Raw genomic sequence first — 22,797 nt, forward strand, 5'->3', positions numbered from 1 at the left:
TTATCCTCAAGAGTAAACTTTGTCACTATGGAGTTTAGAGAGTTGCGATCGCGCTCTTCACGTCGTCATCACTCACCTCGATGTATGCTGAAAGCACTTTTAAATCAGTGTGTCCGGTGATTTTTTTGATAGTCGCCAAATTAATACCTTTCTTGGCCAAGTTGGTGATAAAAGTCCGGCGAGTGCTGTGGGTACTAATTCCCTTAGCTGACAACCCGGATTTCTCAACCGCAGCGCGTAGAATTGCGTCTGCCCACCGCAGCCCGATCGGTTTGTCCCCTTCCCGACAAGGAAACAGCCAAGGGGAATCTAACTCTGGCTTGTATCCAAGCAATATCTCCCGAAGAACTGGATGGACTGGCACTTGTCGATTTTTGCGTTTAGCTGAATCTTGTGCCTTACTTTTGGGTTTAGCCTTGCGCGTTCTGGCTCGAAAATTGATATACTCCCTGGGAGCGCCATCTTCAGCGTATACATCGGACACTCGTAGCTGCACTAAAGCACCCCAGCGCTCACCTGTGTAACAACCTAAATCAAAAAGCAACTTGTATTTGCGGCTCCTGATCTGTGTACGAATTTTTGAGCAATCCGCATGAGTCAGAAGAGCTGCTTGACCTTCTCTATCATTTTTCATTCGATCTGTTCTCTTCTTAACTATTCCGGTTTAACCCTGCACAATGGCTAAACCGGAATATTTCTATTTTTAGCTATTAACAAAACCTGGCTTAATGCTATTCACTGCAAGGCTTTCGCGTCTTCAGTGATTGTGCTTGTTTTACATAAAAGTAGAACATTTACACAAATTTGATTAAGGCATACAACGGATTTATTCACTTCATCAAATCCGATTCATGGCTGAACTAACCTTACAACAAATTTTTGGTGCTAATGCTACTCAAGACGCAACAACACTCACGATCCATAAAGCTGACTTGCTGCGACTTACAGCATCGTCTACGAACACTGGCGAAAGTCTATTGACGGGCATTCTAATTACTGCACAACCAGCGCTTTCTAAAACTAATTTCGATAGCAATATCGACCAAAGCATTTATGTTGAAAGTAGCTTCTCTAGCTTTGCTTTTCGCGGCACAAATAATGACTCCTATCGCATCGATCCTTTAACTGTGAGTCTTGCCAAATTAGACACATCATCCATTATTGACCCTGATAATTATTAATCATGCAGCTACTCTCCCTTACTCAAATATTTGGTGAGGGAGCTTACCAGGATGCCAATATGCTGGTAATCCAAAAAGCTTCCTTGCTAGGATTAACTCCTTTGTCTACCAATACTGCTGAGAGTTTATTGGTAGGAATATTGATTACTGCTCTATCTGCTTTTCAGGGAGTAATCACAGATGAGAATAATCAAGCTATTACCGATGAAAACAATCAACCAATTGATTTTGATAATTCAGAAGCATTCTTACTGTTAAAAATGTTTCTCTGGCAACCATTTCAATTCGATAGAAGCAATACCAAGTACATCAATAATCAAATAATCATTAATGAGTACACACTAGATGTCACAAATTAAAGATTTGGGAACCGAAAAAACGATACCAGATGATAGCGATCTGATACCAATTCAGCAAACTGATGGTGCAACACGTCGTATCACCAAAGCTAATTTATTGTCGGGAATTGCTGGTGCTGGTTCAAACCTTCCATTCATCCAATTAACCCATACCCTAGCATCGGGTGTAAACGGTGGGAATGCAAACTTTGGTAGTTGGACTGATAGACCAATTAACTTAATAGATACCGATGAAACTGGTAGCGTAACACTCTCAAGTAATACTTTTGTATTGCCAAGTGGTATCTATTGCATGGAGGCAAAATCTACATTTTTTAGTTTTGCTGATGCCAAACTTAGGTTGTTTAATAAAACCTCAAATACAAGCTTAATACAGGGATTAAATGCATGGGTAAATCGTGATGGTGTCGTAGCCTTGCCGATATTCTTGAGTGGAAAATTTACAGTAGCAGCAGGACAGCAGATATCGCTACAGTATTGGGCGAAAACTATAAGTGTATCAAGTATTTATAATTACGGCGGTAGTGTGTCAGATGGCTCGCCAGAAAAATACGCTTCGATTGATTTATGGAAGGTAGGCTAAATGGGAAGTTGCGATGGCTCTAAAACTGCCAAGATTACCATTTCTGGTGATGGCAATACAATTGTTTTCACTTCAAATAATCCGCCCGTTGATGTGGAAGTATTGGAAGGGCGGTACACGGTATCCTATTCACATCAAATGGGTTCACCGATAGACCAAACATTTGATTTCGCTGTAGAAAGTGTCACTGTTTCACCTGCCGGGCAAACTTACGAGAACGGTGCGGGTACACGGGCTTGTCCGATACCAAGTATTATCGATAATCGTATATTCAGTGATTTTGATAATTACTACCCTGACAATACTGGCAATTGTTCTTATCTCGTAAAAAGTAAGGGTTACACGTTGTCTGTCACGGATGCAACAGGTAAAGCCTTTACACGAGGTTTTAACAGTAGACCAACATTTGTTGTCACTTGCGAGGATGACTGTCCACTGGGCACTTGCAAATGTCACACTGACGCTTACCCAGGATATTGCTGCAACGATTGCAATTCTACTGCTGCACAAATACAAGCCATTACCAATACAATGAGGGTGAAGAATCATGGCAGATAATTGCAGTGAATTATCGGCACAAATATCAGCCTTAAATTCACAAGTCGGAAGATTAAATATACTCACCGAACTACAGGTAAGGCAGATAGCTCAACAGGTAGCAGAGAGTGTAGTCGCTCCTTTAAGAACAGAGATAGGAAAAAAACTTGATACTTCTCAACAACCAGCAATAGTACAACAATCGATACTTGGCGCTCAAAACTTGATCCTTCCAGCCGTAGGTATAACCATTGCACAGGGAATCAACCCTTTGCGGGCTAGCCTAACAGCATTAGAAGACTTAGTAGGAGTAATAAATGGGTCTCTTGCAGCAGTAGAGGCAGGTATAGCAAACGCCTTAAAGGTTGCTTCCAACGCGCTAGGCATAGGCGGCGAAGCGCTTTCAAAGGTAGGGGCACTCGCAGCAGAAATACTACCATTACTAAATCTCATTGGTACGATTGCAAATATAGTTGCTACCATTCAACTGCTTGAAACTCTTGGTTCCCGTATTGATGAGGTAGAAAACGGTTTGGTATCGTTAGGGTCTAGTGTTTCTGGTATCTTAGGCAGGTTCCTAGGGATACAGAATCGACTATCTGCCAACGAAACCTCGATCGGGCAAGTAAGGGGAATAGCGATTGATGCTAAGGGCATCGGTGAAGCTGCTGACCTGAAAGCAGGAGCGGCAATTGGGGCGGCGCGGACAGCACAAAACACGGCTGATACTGCTTTGGGTGAAGCAAAACAAGCTCAACTCACTGCTGATGGTGCTGTACGCAACGCTGCAACCGCAAACGCCAACGCCATAATTGCCCACGAAACTGCGATCGCAGCACAAAAGGCTGCGGACAAAGGAATAGGGATAGGCGGCGATGCACTAAACAAAGCCGGAATTGCGTTAACCATAGCATCCACAGCGCTTACGTTAGTGCAAGGAATAAAGTATATACGCGGTTTAGATGGACTGCCTGGAATACCTGGCGCACCTGGGGCTAGGGGAGCAACTGGCGCACCTGGGGCTGTAGGCGCACCGGGAATACCGGGTGCTATGGGTGCAACAGGCGCAGCAGGTGTAGCAGGCGCACCAGGACGTATTGGGCAAAGGGGATTACCGGGAATAAAAGGACGCGATGGAGTAGATGCAGTGCCATATAATGATGCGGGCTTAAAAGCTTTGATAGTTCAGCAAAATGCAGAGATCAAGTTTTTAATAGTTGGTGTAGGAGCTAAAATCTCGGCTGCATTAGCACCAATATTTGCGATATGTACACAGATATTAACTTTAGTTAGCACTGTCAGCAACGCCGCTCAATTAGCAGTGCTAAATACAATTAATAGTAAGCTTGGTACTCAGGTGACTGGCGGAATATCTGGGCTAATAAAATCAGTCGCCGAGAACACTTATATCGAAAAAGCTCTTACTGTACTCACATTTGCTGCAACGGTGCATAATGCATTGATGCTATCGAATAACTTGGGACAAACATTCATTCAAATTGTTGACCAAGTAACTGGATTCATCCTGCCAAAAGGACTTGATGGCACACCAATAAGCTTTAGCAGTGTTCTTGGTAAAGCAATGCACGAAGTTATAGCTGACACTATTGGTGAAGCTAACTATCAAACAATGAGTGAGGATTGGGCTAAGGCTAACCGAATATATCAAGCGGCGAGTAATGTATTTAATCAAATATCAAACCTTGGTGGATTAATTACCGCAGGGTTGGAAGTAGTAGCAGGGAATGTCGGGAAGGTTGGGAATGCTTTAAAGACCTGGGGAGTTGTTGGCGAAAAGGCTTATAACTTCATGAACCCACAACCAAATCTGAAAGGTAAATTCTTTGAGTACTTAAATACTTCAAACGAGAAGCTGCAAGCTATTGCAATGGTTATCGCTATACCAATAGGGATTACTGCGGCGGCAGCAGAGTTGAGTAGTAGTGTGGTCGAATTAAAGAAAACACTTGACCAAAAAGACCCTGTTGATGAGCATGGGAATCCAATTTTCGATGAAAAAACAGGTTTACGAATAAAGTATAAACCAGGTTTAGAGCAACCAGCCCCAGAAGTGACTACTAATGCAGCGCTACAAGCCAAAGCAGATAGTACGAATATCATCCAGGCAACACTAGACGACATCTTTAATGCGAATGACTAATGACAGACACAATTGTACCCGCTTCCCCACCAGGGGACTCTTTACCAGAAGATTTCGATCCCTTTGAGCATTTACAAAATGTGTATATTCCACAGCACAATGCGGTAGTAGCGCTTTACTTTAAAGATTTACCAAGTGACTGGAAACCAAATATTGCAACCGCTCGTAGCAGCTTGCGTGTCGCTTGCACGATGCAAGATTCTGATAATCAATTAATGATGAATTTAAGGCATCATTTACTTTTTGATTTACTCGGATACGGGAAGTCTGATTTAATCATTTACCACGGAGCTAAAGACGGACTTGCACCAGTAGCAACAGGACATCCAAAGGTAACATTATATTTTTCACAAGATGAACAATCGATAACACCTGGAGAATCACGCATAGACGCTGAAATTTCTTTTCGGCTCATGACTGAGACACAAGCAACATTCACTCCAGGGAACGCTTTAACAATAGCTGAAAAAGTCAAACTGCACTTTGTTACAGGAAATGAAGGCGTAGTCTTTACTAAAGGTAAAAATATTCATCTTTATAGAGATGAAACTCACGGTTATCGCTTGCAAATTTATGGCAACACCAAGTCAGATATTGTAGATATAATACAGCGATGTCTAGAGATTCAAGATTTAACTTATGACGAAAACAAACTAACTATTAGTACTCCAGAAAAAAATAGTGACACAAATACTTCTGTCCAACTTTCATACGGTAAAGAAAGGCGCAAAAAACGATTTAGACCTATTGTAAATGTGCGTTTTAGATATGCTTTTGTTGAAGTGCCAGGGTACGACAACCATGTATTCCTAGTTGATACAACATATAAACACAAGTCTCTAGTAAAAATTACATAGGATTTTACTGTAATCAGAATGAGTCAAAAACTTATGGAACCCTATAGGGTTCCTATGGAAAAAAATAGCCAAAAGGTGATGTTAGTCTAGCGGCTACAACCATCTCACGTACAAAAACTCACAAGTATGACTAAACGATTAAGTTATGTAGAATTGCAAGCGCGTGCCGACAAAGCTAAGGCCAGAGAAGCAGAGCGCAGACAAAACCTGATCAATAACCCCAAACCATATACACCACAAGTTGCTGAAGATTATGATACTGCTTACTATCGCGATCCTTTGGAAGCAGGATTGATTTTAGCGGTAACAGTTAAAAAAGAAGCTTACACAAAACTTGATGGTTTGGCTTCTGTTGGTTTATTAGCAACTGTTGCAGATGGTGCAGTATCAATTCCAAAAGTCAAGGGTGACAAGCGGAAGTTAATTACTATCAGTTGGTTCTATGGTGATGCCACTCCTGTAGTTGTACCTGCTACGGCAACGCGTAACCGTTATGTCAAATTCTATGACAAAAACGGGAATCAATCTCACTACAGTATTCCATTCTCCGTTGCTACTGGAGCGTTTACGCTGTCAACGATCATCACGAATTTTGGAACCTTGTTTAATAAAACGAACGGAACTAAGCGTGATGTTCTTGGCGCTCATGGTGAAGTATTCCTGAAGTTTGGAAAAGAAGTGATAGCGCGTTTCTAATGAGCATTTCATGGGATTTGCTCGGAGAAATTCAAGTATCAGATAGCTGGCAATTATTTCCACACAACACCATTAGCGATACTTTTCGCATTACTACTACGATCACTGACACCCAAGGATGGAACAGCACTAAGATCCAAAGCGGTGCATATATCCGATTTATATATCCCGATGAACAAAATACCAAATCTAAGCGACTATACATCCCGGTGCGTGATGAAATTATTGTGTATGAGTTGCCAGTTCCCCATGAGTTGAGAGAAGCAGGGTACTATCTCAGGTCGATATCTTGTCAGTTTTCATCAAAGTGGGTAGGCAAACTTCCATCTGTATCGTTCGCAGGTTGGAAGCTTAAGATTGAAGGCTTTTTACCGCAATGAACCCAACAAAATCAACAATAGCTGTTACCTCTTCTAGCACTACTGGAATCACAGTAACTTTAGAAAGCACAGGTATTTTCTTAGGGATACTGGTTAGCGTTTCTGTCCTTGCCAGCGTCGCTGTTCAGATTATCAGCAAAATGAATAAAATTTCCTCTTCAATTACTCAAATTGAGGAAGGGATGAAAGAACACGCTCGGAATGCTGAAAAAGTCCGTCAACTAGAAAGAACTTTGGATTTACATAATCTTGAATATGTAAATCGAAAAGATGTTATTCAAATGCTCCTTGGGCAGCTTGATCAGAAAATTACCCACAAATTTAAAAGGCTACTTTTTTACACAAGGGATCTTCAGCGCTTTTTACAGAAGAAGGGCGATTACACAATTCGAGAATACGAAGAAAATACAGAGGAAGAATAAAATGTCTAAATCTACTTTGAATACACTTTCGACAATTTTCGGTTTGATTGCTGGTGGTTCGAGCTTGCTTGGCAGTGCTGGGGTGATTAATCATTCAACTGCTGGCACCATTGGGGGCATCGCTACCGCAATCCTCGGCTACTTGGTACAGCAGCCGGCGACTGGTGAACAGCCACAAACCCCAGCAACTCAGAAGTAACTCTCTGGGGATTCCGCTTAAACAAATATCCAATTTGGTGAGTAGCTTGCTTGTATTGTAGGGGTACGGGGAAGGGCAGAAGTCGCCGCTCATTTTGAATTTATAGATAATTTATACAGTAGACCTCTTGCAAAAGTCCCATAACACCCCACCCCCTAAAAGCTGGCTCTTAGCAGGGTGGTTTCATACAACCAGAGAAAAACTAAAACCGGGTTTCAAAGCCTCTCTCCGCATCGGGGAGAGGAATTGTAAGTGGGGTCAGAATCTATGGTTCTAAACGAGAAGTAAAGACTTCCATATTTTTCTTTTTTCCTATGAAACCACCCTTCCCTAAAAGCTGGCTCTTAGAGGTTGTTTTAAAAGTAGTTAGCTGTGATTTTAGGCACTTGTTGATCCCCCCTAACCCCCCTTAAAAAGGGGGGAACCCGGAGTCAAAGTCCCCCTTTTTAAGGGGGATTTAGGGGGATCTAAACGTTTTTTTACCGAAAAGAGGACTTTTCAAACAACCTCTTAGGATGGTAGGGTTCTTTTTTTGATTTATGCAAGAAGTCTAGTATTCATCTGGCAGTTATTGGTACAAAAGATTTGTATCTAGAACAACAAAACCTCGTCCATTTTGAAACCTGGAGTAGTGTGGGCATCTTGCCCGCTAGTACAATACGGTAGCAAGATGCTCCCACTACTTTTAAAAAGTATGGTTTTCAAAATAGATGTGGTTTAGAACAGGTTATTAGACGCTACCGAGATATCTTTCTGGAGATGGAAGTTAAAGAGCAGAAATTTGCATTAAGTAATATATAGCTTATCAAACTGGACTTAGGTCGGGGTATTCACTTATATTAAATCATACTACTTGATGCTAATTTTATAGTTTTTGTTAAATCCATACTAAATTTTTACAGTAAAAATAACTATTTAGGCATAAACTTCATTATGTATTTATTAAAAATAACAAAACCTTAGGAGTGTAAAAAAGTAGGAGCAAATGCGTAATAATAATTATACATAAGCACTCTACGTATATATTACAAACCAAGTCCCAAATCAATGAGAACAAGTTGTTTGATACGAGATATGTTTGTGTATGTATTGACGTAAACTACTTTCAGTTGACAAAAACTTTGTAGACCATTTGATCTGCTACAAGGCACAGATGAACCAAAAATAAAAAAAATCAGGATTGTTTTGTTTACTTAAATAATTAGTTTAACCTACATTATGTATTGTAAAACTAATTTTGGATCCAGAATCAAACAATTATCCCATTTTACTTAAGCTTATGCAGCTCTATACAACTCGTGAAATCGAACAACTTGAACAAAACGAAGACCTTCCTTACTTAATTGAAATTATGGAGTGGGTAAAAAACTTTTTAGGAAGACCTCATCCTAAATTAGGAAGACCCGGCGCAGTTTGCCCTTTTGTACCTTCCTCTCTGAGGTCAAACAGTGTTCGTCTGGCAGTTGTTCACACCAAAGATTTCTATCCAGAACAATTGGAACAGGTTGTTGCACGCTACCGAGATATGTTTATTGAGATGGATGTTCCAGAGCAAGAATTAGCAATTAATAAAGCTTTTTTACTAATCTTTCCTGATGTCCATATAGAAGACGCTCCTAAAGTAATAGATAGTGTCCAACAAAAACTGAAACCTTTGTTTGTTGAGTCAGGATTGATGATAGGAGAATTTCATAACCGCAATGAAAGTCCAGGTCTGCACAACCCCAACTTTCGTCCACTTCGTAGCCCTATCCCCTTGTTGGCTATCCGGTTTATGGTTGAAGCTGACCTCCCCTTTCTTCAGAATCCAACTGATCCACACTTACGTATTCAGTATCTGGAAGCTTATTTAAAGCATTTTGGTGATAAATTTACAGATGAAATAAGGATTAGGAATGCTCGTCAACTATTAGATTTATCGAAAGAACAACTTAAGCAAGAAAATTTGGTGAGTTCTTATATATAAATAAATATCAAATATTTGAATTGGGCATTGAGGATGGGAGATTAAAAGTCTTTGTCGCAAGGCTATTAGGTGAAATGTCAGACAATACTACTGACTCAATTTTTTATCAGTTATCCTTCCCAAGGCTTAATTCGCGGTTACAGCTTGTTAATATCGCAATCCTATTTGATTTGTGGTAACTGCAACCGGCAGATCCCCGACTTCTTTAATAAGTCGGGGATATTTTTTCTCATAGATGATTTAAGATTGCTATAGTATTTAATCTATAATAATACTCTTGTTTAATACATAAAAGCAAATAAATAGAATGGCGAAAGAAATAGAGCGGAAATATTTAGTTATAGGAGATAGTTGGAGAGGACTAGCTGAAGGTAGTGTCTATCGTCAAGGATACATTGCCACACAAGACAAAGCGACTGTACGTATACGTGTAGCCGGAGAAAAAAGTTATTTGACAATTAAAGGTCCGAGTATTAAATATTCAAGATTAGAGTTTGAGTATCCTATTCCTATTGAAGATGCTCAAGAAATGCTTGAGATATTGTGTGAACGCCCCTTTATAGAAAAAGTCAGATATAAAATAGAGTGGTGTGGTTTGATTTGGGAAATAGATGAGTTTGATGGTGTTAATAAAGGACTAATATTAGCAGAAGTTGAACTCAGTGATGAAAATCAACAAATTGAACTACCAACTTGGATTGGACAAGAAGTTTCTGATGACTCCAGATATTTCAACAGCAATTTAGTAAAACACCCTTTTTCACAATGGTAATTGGTGAAATATTGGGGATCAAAAATTCCTAATGCAGAAGCAGAATGTACATTGGATTCAAAGTCTGATCATCTAGTTTAGAGGATGTTTGAAAAGTCCTATTATCGGTAGCAAAAAGTTTTAGATCCCCTAAATCCCCCAAGGGGTGTTAGGGAGGATCAATCAGTACCAAAAGTTACAATCAACCACTTTTCAAACAACCTCTTAGCGATCGCACCATCAAATATCACTTCCAATACTTCTTGGATCGGACTTGAGTCGTCCTAGATTCACATATTCAATAACATTATTAATATGTAATTTAATTGATAAATTTTCTCCTGTGTAAAATTATCAGATAATTTAATATTTATTACTACGATAAATGTATCGATTTTTAGATGTATCTAACTACGGTAAATATATAAATTTACAGGTGTTTTCTCGGAGTGAAAGCCCGGTAAAATCATCGACTTTTGAGGAAACTTACTAATTAAAATTCCGGCAAAATTACTAGTTAAATTTAAATTCAAATATCTGTTTTTTAATCATGGACAACTTGAAATCGCGTGCTAGAATTACAGCAAAATTACCTAATAAATAGTTGGCAGACTTGATTGTATTTGCTGATTTAAGAGGCTGGAGTCATTTATTTCTTCAGGCTTAAATATGGGTATTTGAAGCAAGGCTCAATAATTTGAGTCCCAGATAAAAATCATTGAGGTAAAAATCTAAATTATGAAGTACGTTACTAATTTTTTTAGTACTCTATTTGTTGTTAGCACTGGACTATATTTACTACCTCATTCGGTAGCCAATGCAGTTACCTTAAGCAATGGCACGATCGCTTTTGTCGAACCACCGCGTTTAATTAGTGCCAGTACTCCATACAGCAATACGAGTGTTCCAAATACGACATACTATTTCACTCTGGAAGTACCAGCGACAGCTGGGGAAGCCTTGCAGCAGGTTACTTTTAACCAGATTCAGGGGACTGAAGAGATTGCATTCAATCAGAAAGATACTTTTGCCTTTGAAGGCACACGCAATCACCAAGGTTCAAAGTTGGCACTCAAAGCTGTGAAAGGTGGCGATAAACAGCAGAGTATTACAGTAATCTTCGACACTCCTATACCACCGGGAAAGACGGTTACTATTGGTCTGCAAACTTACTACAATCCTTTTACTGATGGTGTCTATTTATTTGGCGTTAAGGCTTTTCCCTCTGGTGAGAAAATTGCTGGCCAATCTCTCGGTATTGGACGCTTCCAATTTTCTGGGCCTACGACTACAGATAATTAATTTTATTAGAGACTGGGGACTGGGGACACTTCGACAAGCTCAGTGCATCGCTGGGGACTGGGGACTGGGAAAACTTTTTTCCACTCCCCAGTCCCTTCTATTTAACCTATTCAACTATTCAACGCAGAATCTGTTATTTTAACCATTGAGGACAAAAGTTATACTTGCCCTTTACTTTTTTGAGAAAGTTTTCGCTACAGACTGCATTTTCTTAATAATGTCAACAAATTTTAATACACTCTTGTTTTTTAGCATAATCTGTGCAAATCTTGTAATTAAATACAACGGCATATCGGTCAAGTTATAGTAGTATAAGTAAATTAGGTGGTTTATCCGATCAATTCAGAATTTAGTGCCAAGTAAACTTTTAGCCTCTATTACAAGGATTATTGAAAGCTATGTCTGAGCAACGCTACGGGAAACGAGGGAGATGAATTAATAACCAATGCCAATTCCCAACTCAATAAGTTAGGAGATATATAAAATCGTGAGTACATATCAATCTGAGTCAAGGAATAGTTCAGAAGTTGAACTTTATTTCGTCTTTTCTAAATTAGAAATTACTAAACTTAAGCTAGAGTACTCTTGGAGAGTAAAGCCATGTTTTTAGGACAAATTGAAAGAGAATGTTTGGATGAAGAAAATTGGTCACTTTGGCAAAAAACTAAATTACCAGATCATCTACAGTTATTAGTAGATCAAGAACAAATAAAATCCGATATCTGGGAATTACAGACCAAAGAGCCTAGTACCGCAAGGCGGAATTCAAAATTCAAAATGGCGCTCTCTACCTTCGCGCAGCGTGTCGCAGACAGAGGCTAAAAGCCTAGCTTGCTTCTCTGTAAGGGTACACGGACTCGTTCTAAGCGAAACCATGCCGTTGGCGAAGCCTCTCGAAGAGAAGGCTTTACGCTGCGCTAACAAAATTCAAACTAGGTATCCAGCGTCAGTGTTTCATTGATTTGGAACCGGTGGTTTATTTCCGTTGTGCTGTACTAGTACGGCTACGCAAAAGTCAAAAGCACCGAAGTTGTAATTTAAGAAAGTCTTGGCTCAGACTTATCTCAAAAGTAAAAGGAATGAATATCAATGGCACACCTCTTTGAACCATTCAAGATTCGTGAAGTTACCTTTCGCAACCGCATTGCCGTTTCACCCATGTGTCAATATTCGAGTACAAATGGATATGCTAATGATTGGCACATTATTCATTTAGCTACTCGTGCAGTTGGCGGTGCCGGGATCGTGTTCACAGAAGCAGCAGCCGTAGAACCTGGTGGACGCATTAGCCCGCAAGATTTAGGAATCTGGTCAGATGCACACATAGAAACTTTAGCTAAGACTGTGGCATTAATTCATAACTTTGGGGCTGTTGCAGGTATTCAACTTGCTCATGCAGGCAGAAAGGCCAGCACTGCCAAACCGAGTAAAGGAGGAAAAACGCTGGATGAATCTCAGGAAGGTTGGCGGCCTTTGGTTTCGAGTAGTGCGATCGCTTTTAGCAAAGATAGCCCAGTCCCAGAAGCCCTCAGTATAGAGGGAATTCAACAAGTTATTGGTGCCTTTGCCCAAGCTGCCAAACGTTCTCTAGAAGCTGGTTTCAAGGTAGTTGAAATCCATGCTGCTCACGGTTATCTACTGCACCAATTTCTTTCACCCCTTTCTAACCACCGTCAAGATGATTATGGTGGTAGCTTTGAAAACCGGACTCGTATCCTCAGAGAAGTAGTTCAAGCAGTCCGAGAGGTTTGGCCCCAAACACATCCACTCTGGGTACGCATTTCTGCCACCGATTGGGTAGACAATGGCTGGGACATTGAGCAAAGTATCGCTTTAAGCGACAAACTTAAATCTTTGGGAGTTGATCTCATCGACAATTCATCAGGTGGTATTATACCGGGCGTTAATATCCCAATTAAACCTGGTTATCAAACTCAGTTTGCTGAACGCATCCGCCGCGAAGCTAATATTCATACAGGAGCCGTGGGCTTAATTACATCCCCTGAACAAGCTGACGAGATTATTCGTACAGAAGTAGCTGATATAGTGCTGTTGGGACGTGAACTACTCCGCAATCCTTACTGGCCACATCTGGCAGCTAAACAACTGGGACACGATAAACTCTGGCCTGTTCAATACGACAGAGCTTGGGTATGATGTCTTCAGCATCAATTCCCCCAAATCCTTGCTACTTGGCAGTACTAGTCTGTAAAGTTTAAATTGATGGGTAAACAATTTCGTAGTAAGGACTTTAGTCCTTATTTTCTAAGCCCTAAAGTGCTTACTACAATAGGGGAAACGCACCTTATTTACTAATAAAATCTAAGAGAGATTTAAAAATGACATGGATAATTGTAAAAATCGATAAAATGATCAATAAAATGAATAAATTCTCTCTGAAAGGTATGATTCAGCTTATCTAATGCTAAATCATTATTTATAAATACTAAAATAATTCAATATTTGAGTCTATAAAAGTATGTTTATCTAAAGGAAAAATGAAATTTTCCCTAAAAAGCCAAATTCAAATTTTGATATGTGAGTTTAAGCTAGCTCTAAGACTCTTGATAAATAATTGTTATCCAGCCCAGGGAGAAACTATTTATTTTTTATTCCACGTTTGACACGCTTCTCTTGACCTAAAAGATTGACTGCAATATGTCTGAGAATTGCAAAATTCTGTGGAGGATTATCTTTTCTAATGCGACAGTCATCTTCCTTCAAGGCGACATCTAATAACGGCAGTCGCTACAACGGGGGGAACCCCCGCAACGCGCTGCCTCTCCAATGTAATGAATTCTCAATTCCCCAATGACTGCGAATAGAATTACCAAACTGTTTAGCATTTGATTCCAGGCTACTGATAAAATAATGGGTTTCAACCGTTGTTTCACCATTTAATGAACGGACGGATTCTACCATTCCAACACGATTAAATTTTGACCAAACTGAATCTGGATTAAGCCGAGGTTCCATTAACATTACGTAATTGCGGATTTCATGACGACCATGCCCTGTTTCTTCTGTTTTATATGTGCTATGTGCAATCCCCTCAAACCCTGTAGCTATGCCTGAAGAGAATAGTTTTTCAACTTCATCATAAAGGTTGCCTTAGTTCTTCTTTTCCAACCATCCGCTCCACAAATCACAGCAGATACAGCAATGGTCATGATATCAATTAAATTGTGTCGTTTAGTGCGGTCAATTCGTGGGTCTTCTATTCCCCAAAAATGGTCAGCAATCGTGATTTTTGGTTTGAGCTTCATCTTAAGAACTGGGAGAATGTAATTCTTCTTTCTGATAAATGTGAGAATACCATGTTCTCTGACAAGCAGCCGTCCTGACTTTTCACGCCATCTGTAATAAGTCACTTTGAAGAGTTTTCGATGGCGTAACCGCCCTTCTTGGTAGCGATCGCATAAATTGAGTTTTTCTTTGGGCTGATCTTCTTGTAATTCCTAGTCATTCATCTAAAACTATTGAGAATCAGACTGTGAGAAAACCTACGCTATTAAGTGGGGAAGTGACCGTGAAAATTCAGGCAGCCGTCGGCTGCCTCTAACTCCCCATCATAATGATTATTATTTTCATATTTATTGAGATTTAATTTCCTCAAAGCCTTATGTAGTTTGAGTCTTGGTGTATTTTATCCTGATTCAGGCTCGTCAATATTTAAATGCGTTTGCCCTGGCTTGATGAGTGTGTTCCACGACCTTTGAGGCGTGAACTCACTGATTATGAAGTACGCACAGTTGTGGAGATGGGATGGTCAGGTAAAAAGAATGGTGAACTGTTGCAACTGATGATGCAGCAGAATTTCACAATTCTCCTCACAACAGACCAAAACTTAAGATATCAGCAAAACTTGCAACAGGCTGGAGTTGCGGTCATTGTTCTTGTAGCGTCTAGTAATCGTCTACCTGATTTACTTCCATTGATACCTAGTGTTCACAGTGCCGTAGTAGCGATCGCTCCGGGTGTGGTTGTTGAAATAGCAGATTGTTGACGCGAACTTCATACAACAATTCTATTCTTTGTGATGATCAAACCGAATTCCTAGAAAGATGTCATAAACAAACTCAAAAAAGTCTTTTTTCTGCAACAATCCTGAAGTTTGATAACATCCTTTTTCATCTAACAGGGGCTTCATGACATAGTATGCAGGCTGGTAATTATACCAAGGAATAGAAGGCCACAAATGATGAATTAAGTGGTAATTCTGTCCCATAATTAGGATATTGAGAACTTGGTTAGGATAGACGCGAGCATTTTTCCAGCGATCGCGCTCGGCAAAAGGACGATGGGGCAAATAGTCAAAAAATAATCCCAGGGCTATACCCACCACAAAAGCCGGGATAAACCAAAAATTCAGAATGTAACCCAAAAAGTTGTACTGCACTGATATATAAACAATTACACCGACAATCAAGCGGCTGATGAACCATTCTAATAGCTCATATTTACGCCACAATCGCCGTTGAAAGAAAAACACCTCGTGGTATAAAAACCGCACCGCAATCAGCCACAGAGGTCCACCAGTAGAGACATAATGATCTGGGTCGTCTCTAGGATGGTTGACATGGCCATGATGCTGTAGATGCACCCGCGTAAATACTGGAAAAGCAAAAGCTAGCATCAAAGCACTGCCATGTCCTAACATCGCATTCATCACCCGGTTACGATGGGCAGATTGGTGACAGGCGTCATGAATTACCGTTCCAGCACAATGCAAGGCAATGGTATTAACGCTAAAGCACAGCCAGTGCGGCCATTCCCAAAGCCAGTAACCAAAGTTAGATAACACCAGCATTGTCACAGCTACAGAAAACAACAGTAGTGTGGGATTGAAATCACCAGGAGGCGCTAAAAATTCCTTGGGTGGGATTGTCAGTGGCTTTTGTGCCGCCGATGCGATCATTTCTGACATTAACTCCTTCTTTACCAAACATTACGAATATACGATGAATATTAGGGAATAATAAACTTTTGCAAAGTTTTGTATAGCAATATTTATCTACATCTTCGCATATCAGCAGATGAATAACGCTATGATTCCAGACGAAGCCTAGTCTTTACTGATAAGTGAGGTATGAGAATCGGCAAGAAGTTTATGGCATAAACTCCTTCGTGGGGAGGATGGATACAAAATTGATGTAGTATATCTAGTCTATCCCACAGTCCCCACTCTCCCATAAACCCTCTCTAACTGCTTATATCTATTGATATAGCAGTAACTGAAAAGGAGATGCCACTTAAGTTACGATGACTTCCCAGATAGCTCCCTAACTTCAGCCCCTATGCAACTAAGAGATTCTCTGCGCCGGACAAAAATTGTTGCTACTATTGGCCCTGCCACTAGCAGTCCTGAAATGCTCAAGGCGATTATTGAAGCGGGAGCCACGACGCTGCGGCTAAATTTCTCCCACGGAACTCATGCCGACCATCAGCGTAGTATTCGCTTAATTCGGCAAACCGCCTTTGAATTAAATCAGCCAGTGGCTATTCTCCAAGACTTGCAGGGCCCAAAAATTCGCTTGGGGAAATTTGACAACGGATCTATAGTTTTGGCAAAAGGCGATCGCTTCACCTTGACAAATCGCCCGGTGGTCGGTACGCAGGAAATTAGCTGCGTCACCTACGATCATTTAGCCGAAGAAGTCCCCGTTGGTGCAAAAATCCTCCTCGATGATGGGCGAGTAGAAATGGTGGTGGAGGAGATTAACCGAGACAAAGGTGATTTGCATTGTCGCATCACCGTACCTGGTAAGCTTTCTAACAACAAAGGCGTAAACTTTCCCGGTGTTTACCTGTCAATTAAGGCAATGACCGACAAAGACCGAGAGGATCTGATGTTTGGTCTAGATCAAGGTGTGGATTGGGTGGCACTTTCCTTTGTCCGCAATCCCCAGGACATGATCGAAATTAAAGAACTAATTTCTAGTACAGGCAAGCAAGTGCCAGTGATTGCCAAAATTGAAAAGCACGAGGCTATAGAACAAATGGAGGCGGTTCTAGCTTTGTGTGATGGCGTAATGGTTGCCAGAGGCGACTTAGGGGTGGAATTGCCAGCAGAGGATGTTCCCGTACTCCAAAAGCGGCTAATTGCCACAGCTAATCGCTTGGGGATTCCCATCATCACTGCTACTCAGATGTTAGACAGCATGGTGAGCAATCCCCGTCCCACTCGCGCGGAAGTGTCGGATGTGGCAAATGCGATTTTAGATGGTACGGACGCGGTGATGCTCTCCAATGAAACCGCAGTGGGTAGCTTCCCTGTAGAAGCAGTGGCGACGATGGCGCGGATTGCCGAGCGGATGGAGCAGGAAGAAGCCCAACACTTAAATTTGCGTTCTTCGAGAGATGCTCGCCGCTCCATTCCTAATGCCATTAGTCAAGCTGTCGGTCAAATTGCCGAACAACTAGATGCAGCAGCCATCATGACCCTAACGCAAACTGGGGCGACAGCTCGCAATGTCTCTAAGTTTCGTCCGCGTACACCGATTTTGGCAGTGACACCCCATGTGAATGTAGCACGGCAGCTACAGATGGTGTGGGGAGTAAAACCGTTGTTAGTACTAGGATTACCTTCCACTGGTCAGACATTTCAAGCTGCGATCAATGTGGCTCAGGAACTTAAGTTACTGACACAAGGAGATTTAGTCGTGATGACTGCGGGCACACTCCAGGGAATTTCCGGCTCCACGGATTTGATTAAGGTAGAAGTTGTGACGGCGGTACTAGGTCACGGAATTGGTCTGGGACAAGGTTTAGTGAGTGGTCGCGCACGAGTGGCGAATACTGGCATGGATGTTAGTAACTTTAATCCCGGAGACATTTTGGTTGCACCACGCACTAGCGCTGATTTTGTTGAGGCAATTCGGAAAGCTGCCGGGATTATTACGGAAGATGAAAGTCTTACAAGTCACGGGGCTGTGATTGGCTTACGTCTGGGTGTACCAGTGATTGTCGGCGTGAAGCAAGCAACGCAGGTGATTCGGGATGGGGCGATTATAACGTTGGATCTGCAACGGGGTTTGATTTATTCTGGGGCGGTGAGAACGTCTTAGGAGTGGGGAATGGGGACTGGGGACTGGGGACTGGGAGATGAGGGAGAAGAACTATGAATGATTTACCAATGTCCAATACTTCGACTTACCTCGGCTCCGCTCGGCACAAGTCGCGGTTCCTGAGCGTAGTCGTACCACTTCGTGGAAGCAAGCTACGCGTAGCGTCTCGTAGAGAAGGGCAGTACAAGTGCCCAATGCCCAATGCCCTTTATCCAGACTAATGACTAATGACTAATGACTAATCAAACAGTTGCGATCGCAACCCCCAGCCATCCAGCAAAGTTTTGCTGTTGTGTGGAGTTAGGATGCTCAACAGGTTTTACTTGATATCGAGTGGGATGTGGTGATGCGAGGATGACTGAATAAGTACGCAGTTCGTCTTGGTGGAAAAGTGTAACTTCAATTTTATTGTTTGGTTGGTAATCTTTCAGGCGATCGCTTAAGCCACCCGCCGCTAACTTAATCCCATCAATTGCTAACAACTCATCACCTGCATCAATTCCCCCTACTTGTGCAGGTGATGCAGTTTCCACAAACTTAATCATCTCCCGCCCATTCTCTGTATTTATTCTCACACCCAAGTAAGGTTCTTCCGGGTGTTCAGCTACCAACTGCAAGCCAAAGGGTTCTAAATACTGATTAAAGGGTAAATCGTCAGTGCCATCAATGTAGCGTTTCAAGAAATCAGTCAAATCGATGCCGGCAACAGATTCTATAACTTCCTGCAACTGTTCTGGGGTATAACCAATTTCAGCTTGACCAAATTGCTGCCACATTTTCAGCATTACGTCATCTAGCGATCGCTGATTGTCGTGAATAGAGCGAATCAGTAAATCCAGCAATAACGATACCATTTCTCCTTTTAAATAGTAGGACATTTGGGAATTACCGCTATTGGCATCCGGGCGATAGAGTTTTATCCAGGTATCAAAACTCGACTCGGAAAGGGGTTGTACCTTGCGCCCTGGTGTCGTTTCATATCTGGTAATTTCCTTGCCCAAGTTATTCAAATACGACTTAACATCATAAATTCCTGCCCGTAAAGGAATTAACAAGTCATAGTAGCTAGTAGTACCCTCACAAAACCACAATGATGGTGTGTAGTTTTCTTGATCGTAATCAAAAACCTCTAATGCTTTTGGGCGAATTCGCTTGACGTTCCACAAGTGAAAGAACTCGTGTGCTACCAATTGGAGAAAGCGATCGTATTTATCCTGAGCGCGAAACCCAAAACGGTGATAAATCAAAGAGCAAGAATCTTTATGCTCTAAGCCGCCAAAAGCTTGGCTAAATAAATGTAGCAGAAACACGTATCGTTGATATGGCAAACCGCCGAACATCTGCGCTTGTACCTCGACGATTTTTTGAATGTCAGCAATTAACTGCTGGGCTTGGAAATTACCTTGTCCCCAGATTGCTAGTTCATGGGGTTTTCCCAAAACCTCAAATTTATATAATTGGTGGCTACCAATCTCAAAGGGAGTATCAACAAGAGTATCAAAATCGCCAGCTAAGAAAGTATTTGTTTCTTTATCAACAGGTGGCAAAGCAGTAGTTATCTGCCATTCTGGGCGTGATGGTACGATGGTGACGCGAATGGGTTGCTTTTCCCAACCTGGTATTCTAAAAAATAGTGCCGCACCGTTAAAATAACCGTGGCTGGTATCTAAGTGATTTGTCCGTACTGATAGCTCATTGGCAAAAATGCGGTAACGTACAGTTAATTCTGAAACACCTATTTTGTCTACTTGCCAGTGATTTTTACTGATTTTCCGCCAAGGTAAAGGCTTATCCTCTGCAAAAGCCACAAAATCCTGTAAGTTCTTGGCATATTCCCGGACTAAGTAGGAACCGGGTGTCCATACTGGCAGTTTTAAATCGAGAATCGGTGAGGGATAATCTACAAGGTGTAAAGTCACTTCAAACAAATGGGTTTCTGGTTGGGACATTGCCACCAGGTAATGAATCGTTGGCTCGGTTTCTTGGATGTAGGTGTGGCGACGAGTTGCTGTTGCTTCAGTCATCTTCTGTGCTGAGTTAATAGTAGATGGGTGATTTTTACCATCATGACAAATTTATCTTTTAACTTTTGACTTTTCTTTGCTGCGGCTGGGTATCAAATTCCCGAATAGCGTTATGCAATTAGCGGTTCATCTGGTAATGGGATTAATAATGTTATCCCAGCACTGTCGGAAATATAGGATTACTATTTGATTTTTGAACAACACGTAGGGTGTGTTATCGCCGAGAGTACGGCACCAAACCCTTGAAAATGGTGCGTTAGACTAAAGTCATAACGCACCCTACAAATAATTAATTTTTTTCACAAATCAAACCGGATTAGCCTGGTTCCCAGCCTCCAGGCTGGGAATGTATTCCGAGGGGCTGCTGCCTCCGGTCAAGAAAGAGGAGGCGGAGCCTCTCAGAATGGGTTCCCAGCCTTGAGGCTGGGAACCAGTAGGGGCAAGGGCTGTATCTTAACTTAGTGCCATTTGCCTCTGCTACTTTTACTAATTTATGACCTATTCCAAACCTTTATGAAGGCAATCACCGAATATCCGCAAGCATTCATCATTACACCATTTACTGTACCACTGACAGCAGACCCTATAAAAGGCATCATTGTTGCTACGTTGACTAAAGTTTTCTCGCCTGCTTTGGAGATTAATTTAATTCCTAAAGCTTTGTTTATCTCAGCAAAAGTTTTACCAGGAATAGACATTAAAGCTTTTTGAATAGCTTGTGAGCCTACTTTAGTTCCTAATTGATTAGCCAGTTCAGATACACTCACTCCAGCCGCAGCAGCTAAAACTAGTAGTCGCGCAGATTCGTTTCTTATATCAATGCCATAAAGGGTAAAAAGAGCTGATGCTAGTTTCACATTTGAATACAAAGTAATCCCAATATCAGTGGGTATTCCGGCTAGTCCTATGAATCCACTGAAAATACCATTGCCTACTGACCAAACGGTTGACTCTAATATCATCAAGTTTGCAATGTTATCTCTATTACCTACCCAATAAAAGTTGTTGGCAAAACATAGTCCCCATTGCCTACCATCGTCAATAGCATAAGCAATAGTTTGCCCGATAACAGGCATATTCATAATCGATTCAAAATCCATACAATTTTTACCTGATTAACTGAGAAGACCTAGAGATTTCTAGCTTTAGTATTCCCAGTAGCAAAACTTAAATATTGGTATTATTTAAAGCTTTGATGAAGTCTGTAAATAATGCTCATTACGCAAAGCGACTTTACAAAAGTTCAGTTTCAATTTTTGAAACCAGACTGACAAAAGCTGTAGAAAGAGGTTAGTTTAAGTGTTAATCTCAAGCCGCACCCCAGCAGCAATGGTAAAAGAATTAGCAATTTGCACTCGTGGATTAACTAAGCAATTTGACCGACACGTTGCTGTCAATGATGTTGATTTAGAAATTCAGGCGGGGGAAGTATATGGACTAATTGGGCCGAATGGCGCGGGTAAAACAACTCTCATCCGTATGTTGGCGACTGCTGAGGAACCAACTACAGGTGAGATTTATATTAATGGCGATCGCCTACTCCGTGACAAGAGTAACCCCAAACTCAAGCGTCGTCTAGGCTACTTACCTGATGACTACCCGCTATATGAGGATTTAACAGTCTGGGACTACCTAGATTATTTTGCGCGTCTGTATCGTTTACGAGAACCACGTCGCACTCAACGCTTACATGAGGTTTTAGAACTAATCCAACTTGGGAATAAACGCCATAGTCAGATTTCTACTCTGTCGCGGGGGATGAAGCAGCGCTTAAGTTTAGCGCGAACCATTATCCACGAACCAATTTTACTATTACTAGATGAGCCTGTTTCTGGGCTTGACCCCATTGCTAGGATGCAATTTCGGGAAATCATTAAGGCTTTGCAAGAAGCTGGGATGACTGTGATCATTTCTTCCCACGTTCTCAGTGATTTAGCTGAACTCTGTACTTCTGTGGGAATTATGGAACTTGGCTTTTTGGTAGAGAGTACTTCCCTACAGCAACTTTATCAACGTTTAGCCCATCAACAAATTGTGTTGTCAACTTTGGGGAACCTAGAGACGCTTTTGAACGAACTAAAACATCATCCTTTAGTAGAAGAGTGGGAGGTAATATCAGGAAAAAATAGCGTGCGGGTGAATTTTTCGGGCAAAGATGAAGATAGTGCTGAGTTGTTGCGATCGCTCATCAAAGCAGGCATTCCTCTGACTGATTTTCATTGTACACAAGAAGACTTAGAAAGTATTTTCTTAAAATTAGGTCACAAACAAGCATCTTAATACGTCAATAAATATCACTCCCCATTTTTGGA

The 22,797-nt window shown here is 41.3% G+C and carries 24 protein-coding genes and 1 pseudogene; 19 read left to right on the forward strand and 6 right to left on the reverse strand.

All coding sequences use genetic code 11. The features are described from left to right. Positions 1-34 precede the first annotated feature (34 nt). The gene (locus tag V7K50_RS23175) at positions 35-634 is read right to left on the reverse strand and encodes a tyrosine-type recombinase/integrase (protein ID WP_334964124.1); all 600 of its coding nucleotides are present in this window, start codon (positions 632-634) and stop codon (positions 35-37) included. 217 nt (positions 635-851) lie between these two features. On the opposite strand from V7K50_RS23175, the gene V7K50_RS23180 reads away from it, so the two are divergent. From V7K50_RS23180 to namA, 15 genes are all read left to right on the forward strand, one after another. After that, entirely contained in the window at positions 852-1,181 is a 330-nt protein-coding gene (locus tag V7K50_RS23180; protein ID WP_334964126.1) for a hypothetical protein, read from the forward strand. A gap of 2 nt (positions 1,182-1,183) precedes the next feature. Next, a complete protein-coding gene (locus V7K50_RS23185) occupies positions 1,184-1,540 on the forward strand; it encodes a hypothetical protein (protein WP_334964128.1) in 357 nt (118 codons plus the stop codon). Further along, on the forward strand, positions 1,527-2,123 hold the full coding sequence (locus V7K50_RS23190) for a hypothetical protein (protein ID WP_334964130.1): 597 nt from the start codon (positions 1,527-1,529) through the stop codon (positions 2,121-2,123). Before V7K50_RS23185 ends, V7K50_RS23190 begins: the two co-directional genes overlap by 14 nt. Continuing rightward, positions 2,124-2,681, forward strand: coding sequence for a hypothetical protein (locus V7K50_RS23195; protein WP_334964131.1), 558 nt, complete (start codon positions 2,124-2,126; stop codon positions 2,679-2,681). Then, on the forward strand, positions 2,671-4,821 hold the full coding sequence (locus V7K50_RS23200; protein ID WP_334964132.1) for a hypothetical protein: 2,151 nt from the start codon (positions 2,671-2,673) through the stop codon (positions 4,819-4,821). The genes V7K50_RS23195 and V7K50_RS23200 overlap by 11 nt, the downstream gene beginning before the upstream one ends. Further along, positions 4,821-5,678: a hypothetical protein gene (locus tag V7K50_RS23205; protein ID WP_334964134.1), complete on the forward strand. Its 858-nt coding sequence runs from the start codon at positions 4,821-4,823 to the stop codon at positions 5,676-5,678. The genes V7K50_RS23200 and V7K50_RS23205 overlap by 1 nt, the downstream gene beginning before the upstream one ends. A 126-nt stretch (positions 5,679-5,804) precedes the next feature. Continuing rightward, positions 5,805-6,374, forward strand: coding sequence for a hypothetical protein (locus tag V7K50_RS23210; protein ID WP_334964136.1), 570 nt, complete (start codon positions 5,805-5,807; stop codon positions 6,372-6,374). Next, a complete protein-coding gene (locus tag V7K50_RS23215) occupies positions 6,374-6,754 on the forward strand; it encodes a hypothetical protein (protein ID WP_334964138.1) in 381 nt (126 codons plus the stop codon). Before V7K50_RS23210 ends, V7K50_RS23215 begins: the two co-directional genes overlap by 1 nt. Further along, the gene (locus V7K50_RS23220; RefSeq protein ID WP_334964140.1) at positions 6,751-7,176 is read left to right on the forward strand and encodes a hypothetical protein; all 426 of its coding nucleotides are present in this window, start codon (positions 6,751-6,753) and stop codon (positions 7,174-7,176) included. The genes V7K50_RS23215 and V7K50_RS23220 overlap by 4 nt, the downstream gene beginning before the upstream one ends. A gap of 1 nt (position 7,177) precedes the next feature. After that, complete coding sequence (locus V7K50_RS23225; protein WP_334964142.1) at positions 7,178-7,375, forward strand: hypothetical protein; 198 nt, start codon at positions 7,178-7,180, stop codon at positions 7,373-7,375. Between the two features lie 1,279 nt (positions 7,376-8,654). After that, complete coding sequence (locus tag V7K50_RS23230) at positions 8,655-9,341, forward strand: DUF6875 domain-containing protein (protein ID WP_334964144.1); 687 nt, start codon at positions 8,655-8,657, stop codon at positions 9,339-9,341. A gap of 307 nt (positions 9,342-9,648) precedes the next feature. Next, entirely contained in the window at positions 9,649-10,113 is a 465-nt protein-coding gene (locus V7K50_RS23235; RefSeq protein WP_334964146.1) for a CYTH domain-containing protein, read from the forward strand. A 717-nt stretch (positions 10,114-10,830) separates the two neighbouring features. Continuing rightward, positions 10,831-11,394 (forward strand): DUF2808 domain-containing protein, encoded by a 564-nt coding sequence (locus V7K50_RS23240; protein ID WP_334964148.1) that lies wholly within the window; start codon positions 10,831-10,833, stop codon positions 11,392-11,394. 600 nt (positions 11,395-11,994) lie between these two features. Next, complete coding sequence (locus tag V7K50_RS23245; protein WP_334964150.1) at positions 11,995-12,216, forward strand: hypothetical protein; 222 nt, start codon at positions 11,995-11,997, stop codon at positions 12,214-12,216. Positions 12,217-12,483: 267 nt separating this feature from the next. Then, entirely contained in the window at positions 12,484-13,551 is a 1,068-nt protein-coding gene (gene namA / locus V7K50_RS23250; protein ID WP_334964152.1) for an NADPH dehydrogenase NamA, read from the forward strand. A gap of 591 nt (positions 13,552-14,142) precedes the next feature. Here namA and V7K50_RS30805 read toward each other — a convergent pair. Continuing rightward, entirely contained in the window at positions 14,143-14,463 is a 321-nt protein-coding gene (locus tag V7K50_RS30805) for an ISAs1 family transposase (protein ID WP_442944656.1), read from the reverse strand. 56 nt (positions 14,464-14,519) lie between these two features. After that, positions 14,520-14,660, reverse strand: a pseudogene (locus V7K50_RS30810) (transposase family protein); the annotation flags it as partial. A gap of 410 nt (positions 14,661-15,070) precedes the next feature. Here V7K50_RS30810 and V7K50_RS23260 point away from each other — a divergent pair. Continuing rightward, positions 15,071-15,400, forward strand: a complete 330-nt coding sequence (locus V7K50_RS23260; protein ID WP_334964154.1) for a hypothetical protein — start codon at positions 15,071-15,073, stop codon at positions 15,398-15,400. A gap of 21 nt (positions 15,401-15,421) precedes the next feature. Here the strand turns inward: V7K50_RS23260 and crtR are convergent, their stop codons facing one another. After that, positions 15,422-16,312: a beta-carotene hydroxylase gene (crtR, locus tag V7K50_RS23265; RefSeq protein WP_334964230.1), complete on the reverse strand. Its 891-nt coding sequence runs from the start codon at positions 16,310-16,312 to the stop codon at positions 15,422-15,424. Positions 16,313-16,691: 379 nt separating this feature from the next. Between crtR and pyk the strand changes: the two genes are divergently transcribed. After that, positions 16,692-18,461, forward strand: coding sequence for a pyruvate kinase (gene pyk / locus V7K50_RS23270; RefSeq protein WP_334964156.1), 1,770 nt, complete (start codon positions 16,692-16,694; stop codon positions 18,459-18,461). A gap of 53 nt (positions 18,462-18,514) precedes the next feature. After that, positions 18,515-18,682, forward strand: coding sequence for a hypothetical protein (locus V7K50_RS23275; protein WP_334964158.1), 168 nt, complete (start codon positions 18,515-18,517; stop codon positions 18,680-18,682). A 21-nt stretch (positions 18,683-18,703) separates the two neighbouring features. Here the strand turns inward: V7K50_RS23275 and V7K50_RS23280 are convergent, their stop codons facing one another. Continuing rightward, positions 18,704-20,485: a M61 family metallopeptidase gene (locus V7K50_RS23280; RefSeq protein WP_334964160.1), complete on the reverse strand. Its 1,782-nt coding sequence runs from the start codon at positions 20,483-20,485 to the stop codon at positions 18,704-18,706. 491 nt (positions 20,486-20,976) lie between these two features. Then, positions 20,977-21,585, reverse strand: coding sequence for a hypothetical protein (locus tag V7K50_RS23285; protein WP_334964162.1), 609 nt, complete (start codon positions 21,583-21,585; stop codon positions 20,977-20,979). Between the two features lie 229 nt (positions 21,586-21,814). Between V7K50_RS23285 and V7K50_RS23290 the strand changes: the two genes are divergently transcribed. Continuing rightward, entirely contained in the window at positions 21,815-22,765 is a 951-nt protein-coding gene (locus V7K50_RS23290; protein ID WP_334964232.1) for an ABC transporter ATP-binding protein, read from the forward strand. Positions 22,766-22,797: the final 32 nt, after the last annotated feature.

The sequence above is a fragment of the Nostoc sp. genome (assembly GCF_036917135.1).
In the GTDB taxonomy this organism is placed as follows: Bacteria; Cyanobacteriota; Cyanobacteriia; order Cyanobacteriales; family Nostocaceae; genus Nostoc.

What these genes read in the sequence shown, in the direction of transcription:
- crtR (WP_334964230.1), bottom strand. Translation starts at nt 16,312, where the DNA reads ATGATCGCATCGGCGGCACAAAAGCCACTGACAATCCCACCCAAGGAA.
- V7K50_RS23205 (WP_334964134.1), top strand. Translation starts at nt 4,821, where the DNA reads ATGACAGACACAATTGTACCCGCTTCCCCACCAGGGGACTCTTTACCA.
- V7K50_RS23285 (WP_334964162.1), bottom strand. Translation starts at nt 21,585, where the DNA reads ATGGATTTTGAATCGATTATGAATATGCCTGTTATCGGGCAAACTATT.
- V7K50_RS23260 (WP_334964154.1), top strand. Translation starts at nt 15,071, where the DNA reads ATGCGTTTGCCCTGGCTTGATGAGTGTGTTCCACGACCTTTGAGGCGT.
- V7K50_RS23275 (WP_334964158.1), top strand. Translation starts at nt 18,515, where the DNA reads ATGAATGATTTACCAATGTCCAATACTTCGACTTACCTCGGCTCCGCT.
- V7K50_RS23280 (WP_334964160.1), bottom strand. Translation starts at nt 20,485, where the DNA reads ATGACTGAAGCAACAGCAACTCGTCGCCACACCTACATCCAAGAAACC.
- V7K50_RS23235 (WP_334964146.1), top strand. Translation starts at nt 9,649, where the DNA reads ATGGCGAAAGAAATAGAGCGGAAATATTTAGTTATAGGAGATAGTTGG.
- V7K50_RS23190 (WP_334964130.1), top strand. Translation starts at nt 1,527, where the DNA reads ATGTCACAAATTAAAGATTTGGGAACCGAAAAAACGATACCAGATGAT.
- V7K50_RS23230 (WP_334964144.1), top strand. Translation starts at nt 8,655, where the DNA reads ATGCAGCTCTATACAACTCGTGAAATCGAACAACTTGAACAAAACGAA.
- V7K50_RS23180 (WP_334964126.1), top strand. Translation starts at nt 852, where the DNA reads ATGGCTGAACTAACCTTACAACAAATTTTTGGTGCTAATGCTACTCAA.
- V7K50_RS23175 (WP_334964124.1), bottom strand. Translation starts at nt 634, where the DNA reads ATGAAAAATGATAGAGAAGGTCAAGCAGCTCTTCTGACTCATGCGGAT.
- V7K50_RS23225 (WP_334964142.1), top strand. Translation starts at nt 7,178, where the DNA reads ATGTCTAAATCTACTTTGAATACACTTTCGACAATTTTCGGTTTGATT.
- V7K50_RS23185 (WP_334964128.1), top strand. Translation starts at nt 1,184, where the DNA reads ATGCAGCTACTCTCCCTTACTCAAATATTTGGTGAGGGAGCTTACCAG.
- V7K50_RS23240 (WP_334964148.1), top strand. Translation starts at nt 10,831, where the DNA reads ATGAAGTACGTTACTAATTTTTTTAGTACTCTATTTGTTGTTAGCACT.
- V7K50_RS23195 (WP_334964131.1), top strand. Translation starts at nt 2,124, where the DNA reads ATGGGAAGTTGCGATGGCTCTAAAACTGCCAAGATTACCATTTCTGGT.
- V7K50_RS23290 (WP_334964232.1), top strand. Translation starts at nt 21,815, where the DNA reads ATGGTAAAAGAATTAGCAATTTGCACTCGTGGATTAACTAAGCAATTT.
- V7K50_RS23245 (WP_334964150.1), top strand. Translation starts at nt 11,995, where the DNA reads ATGTTTTTAGGACAAATTGAAAGAGAATGTTTGGATGAAGAAAATTGG.
- namA (WP_334964152.1), top strand. Translation starts at nt 12,484, where the DNA reads ATGGCACACCTCTTTGAACCATTCAAGATTCGTGAAGTTACCTTTCGC.
- V7K50_RS23200 (WP_334964132.1), top strand. Translation starts at nt 2,671, where the DNA reads ATGGCAGATAATTGCAGTGAATTATCGGCACAAATATCAGCCTTAAAT.
- V7K50_RS23215 (WP_334964138.1), top strand. Translation starts at nt 6,374, where the DNA reads ATGAGCATTTCATGGGATTTGCTCGGAGAAATTCAAGTATCAGATAGC.
- pyk (WP_334964156.1), top strand. Translation starts at nt 16,692, where the DNA reads ATGCAACTAAGAGATTCTCTGCGCCGGACAAAAATTGTTGCTACTATT.
- V7K50_RS23220 (WP_334964140.1), top strand. Translation starts at nt 6,751, where the DNA reads ATGAACCCAACAAAATCAACAATAGCTGTTACCTCTTCTAGCACTACT.
- V7K50_RS23210 (WP_334964136.1), top strand. Translation starts at nt 5,805, where the DNA reads ATGACTAAACGATTAAGTTATGTAGAATTGCAAGCGCGTGCCGACAAA.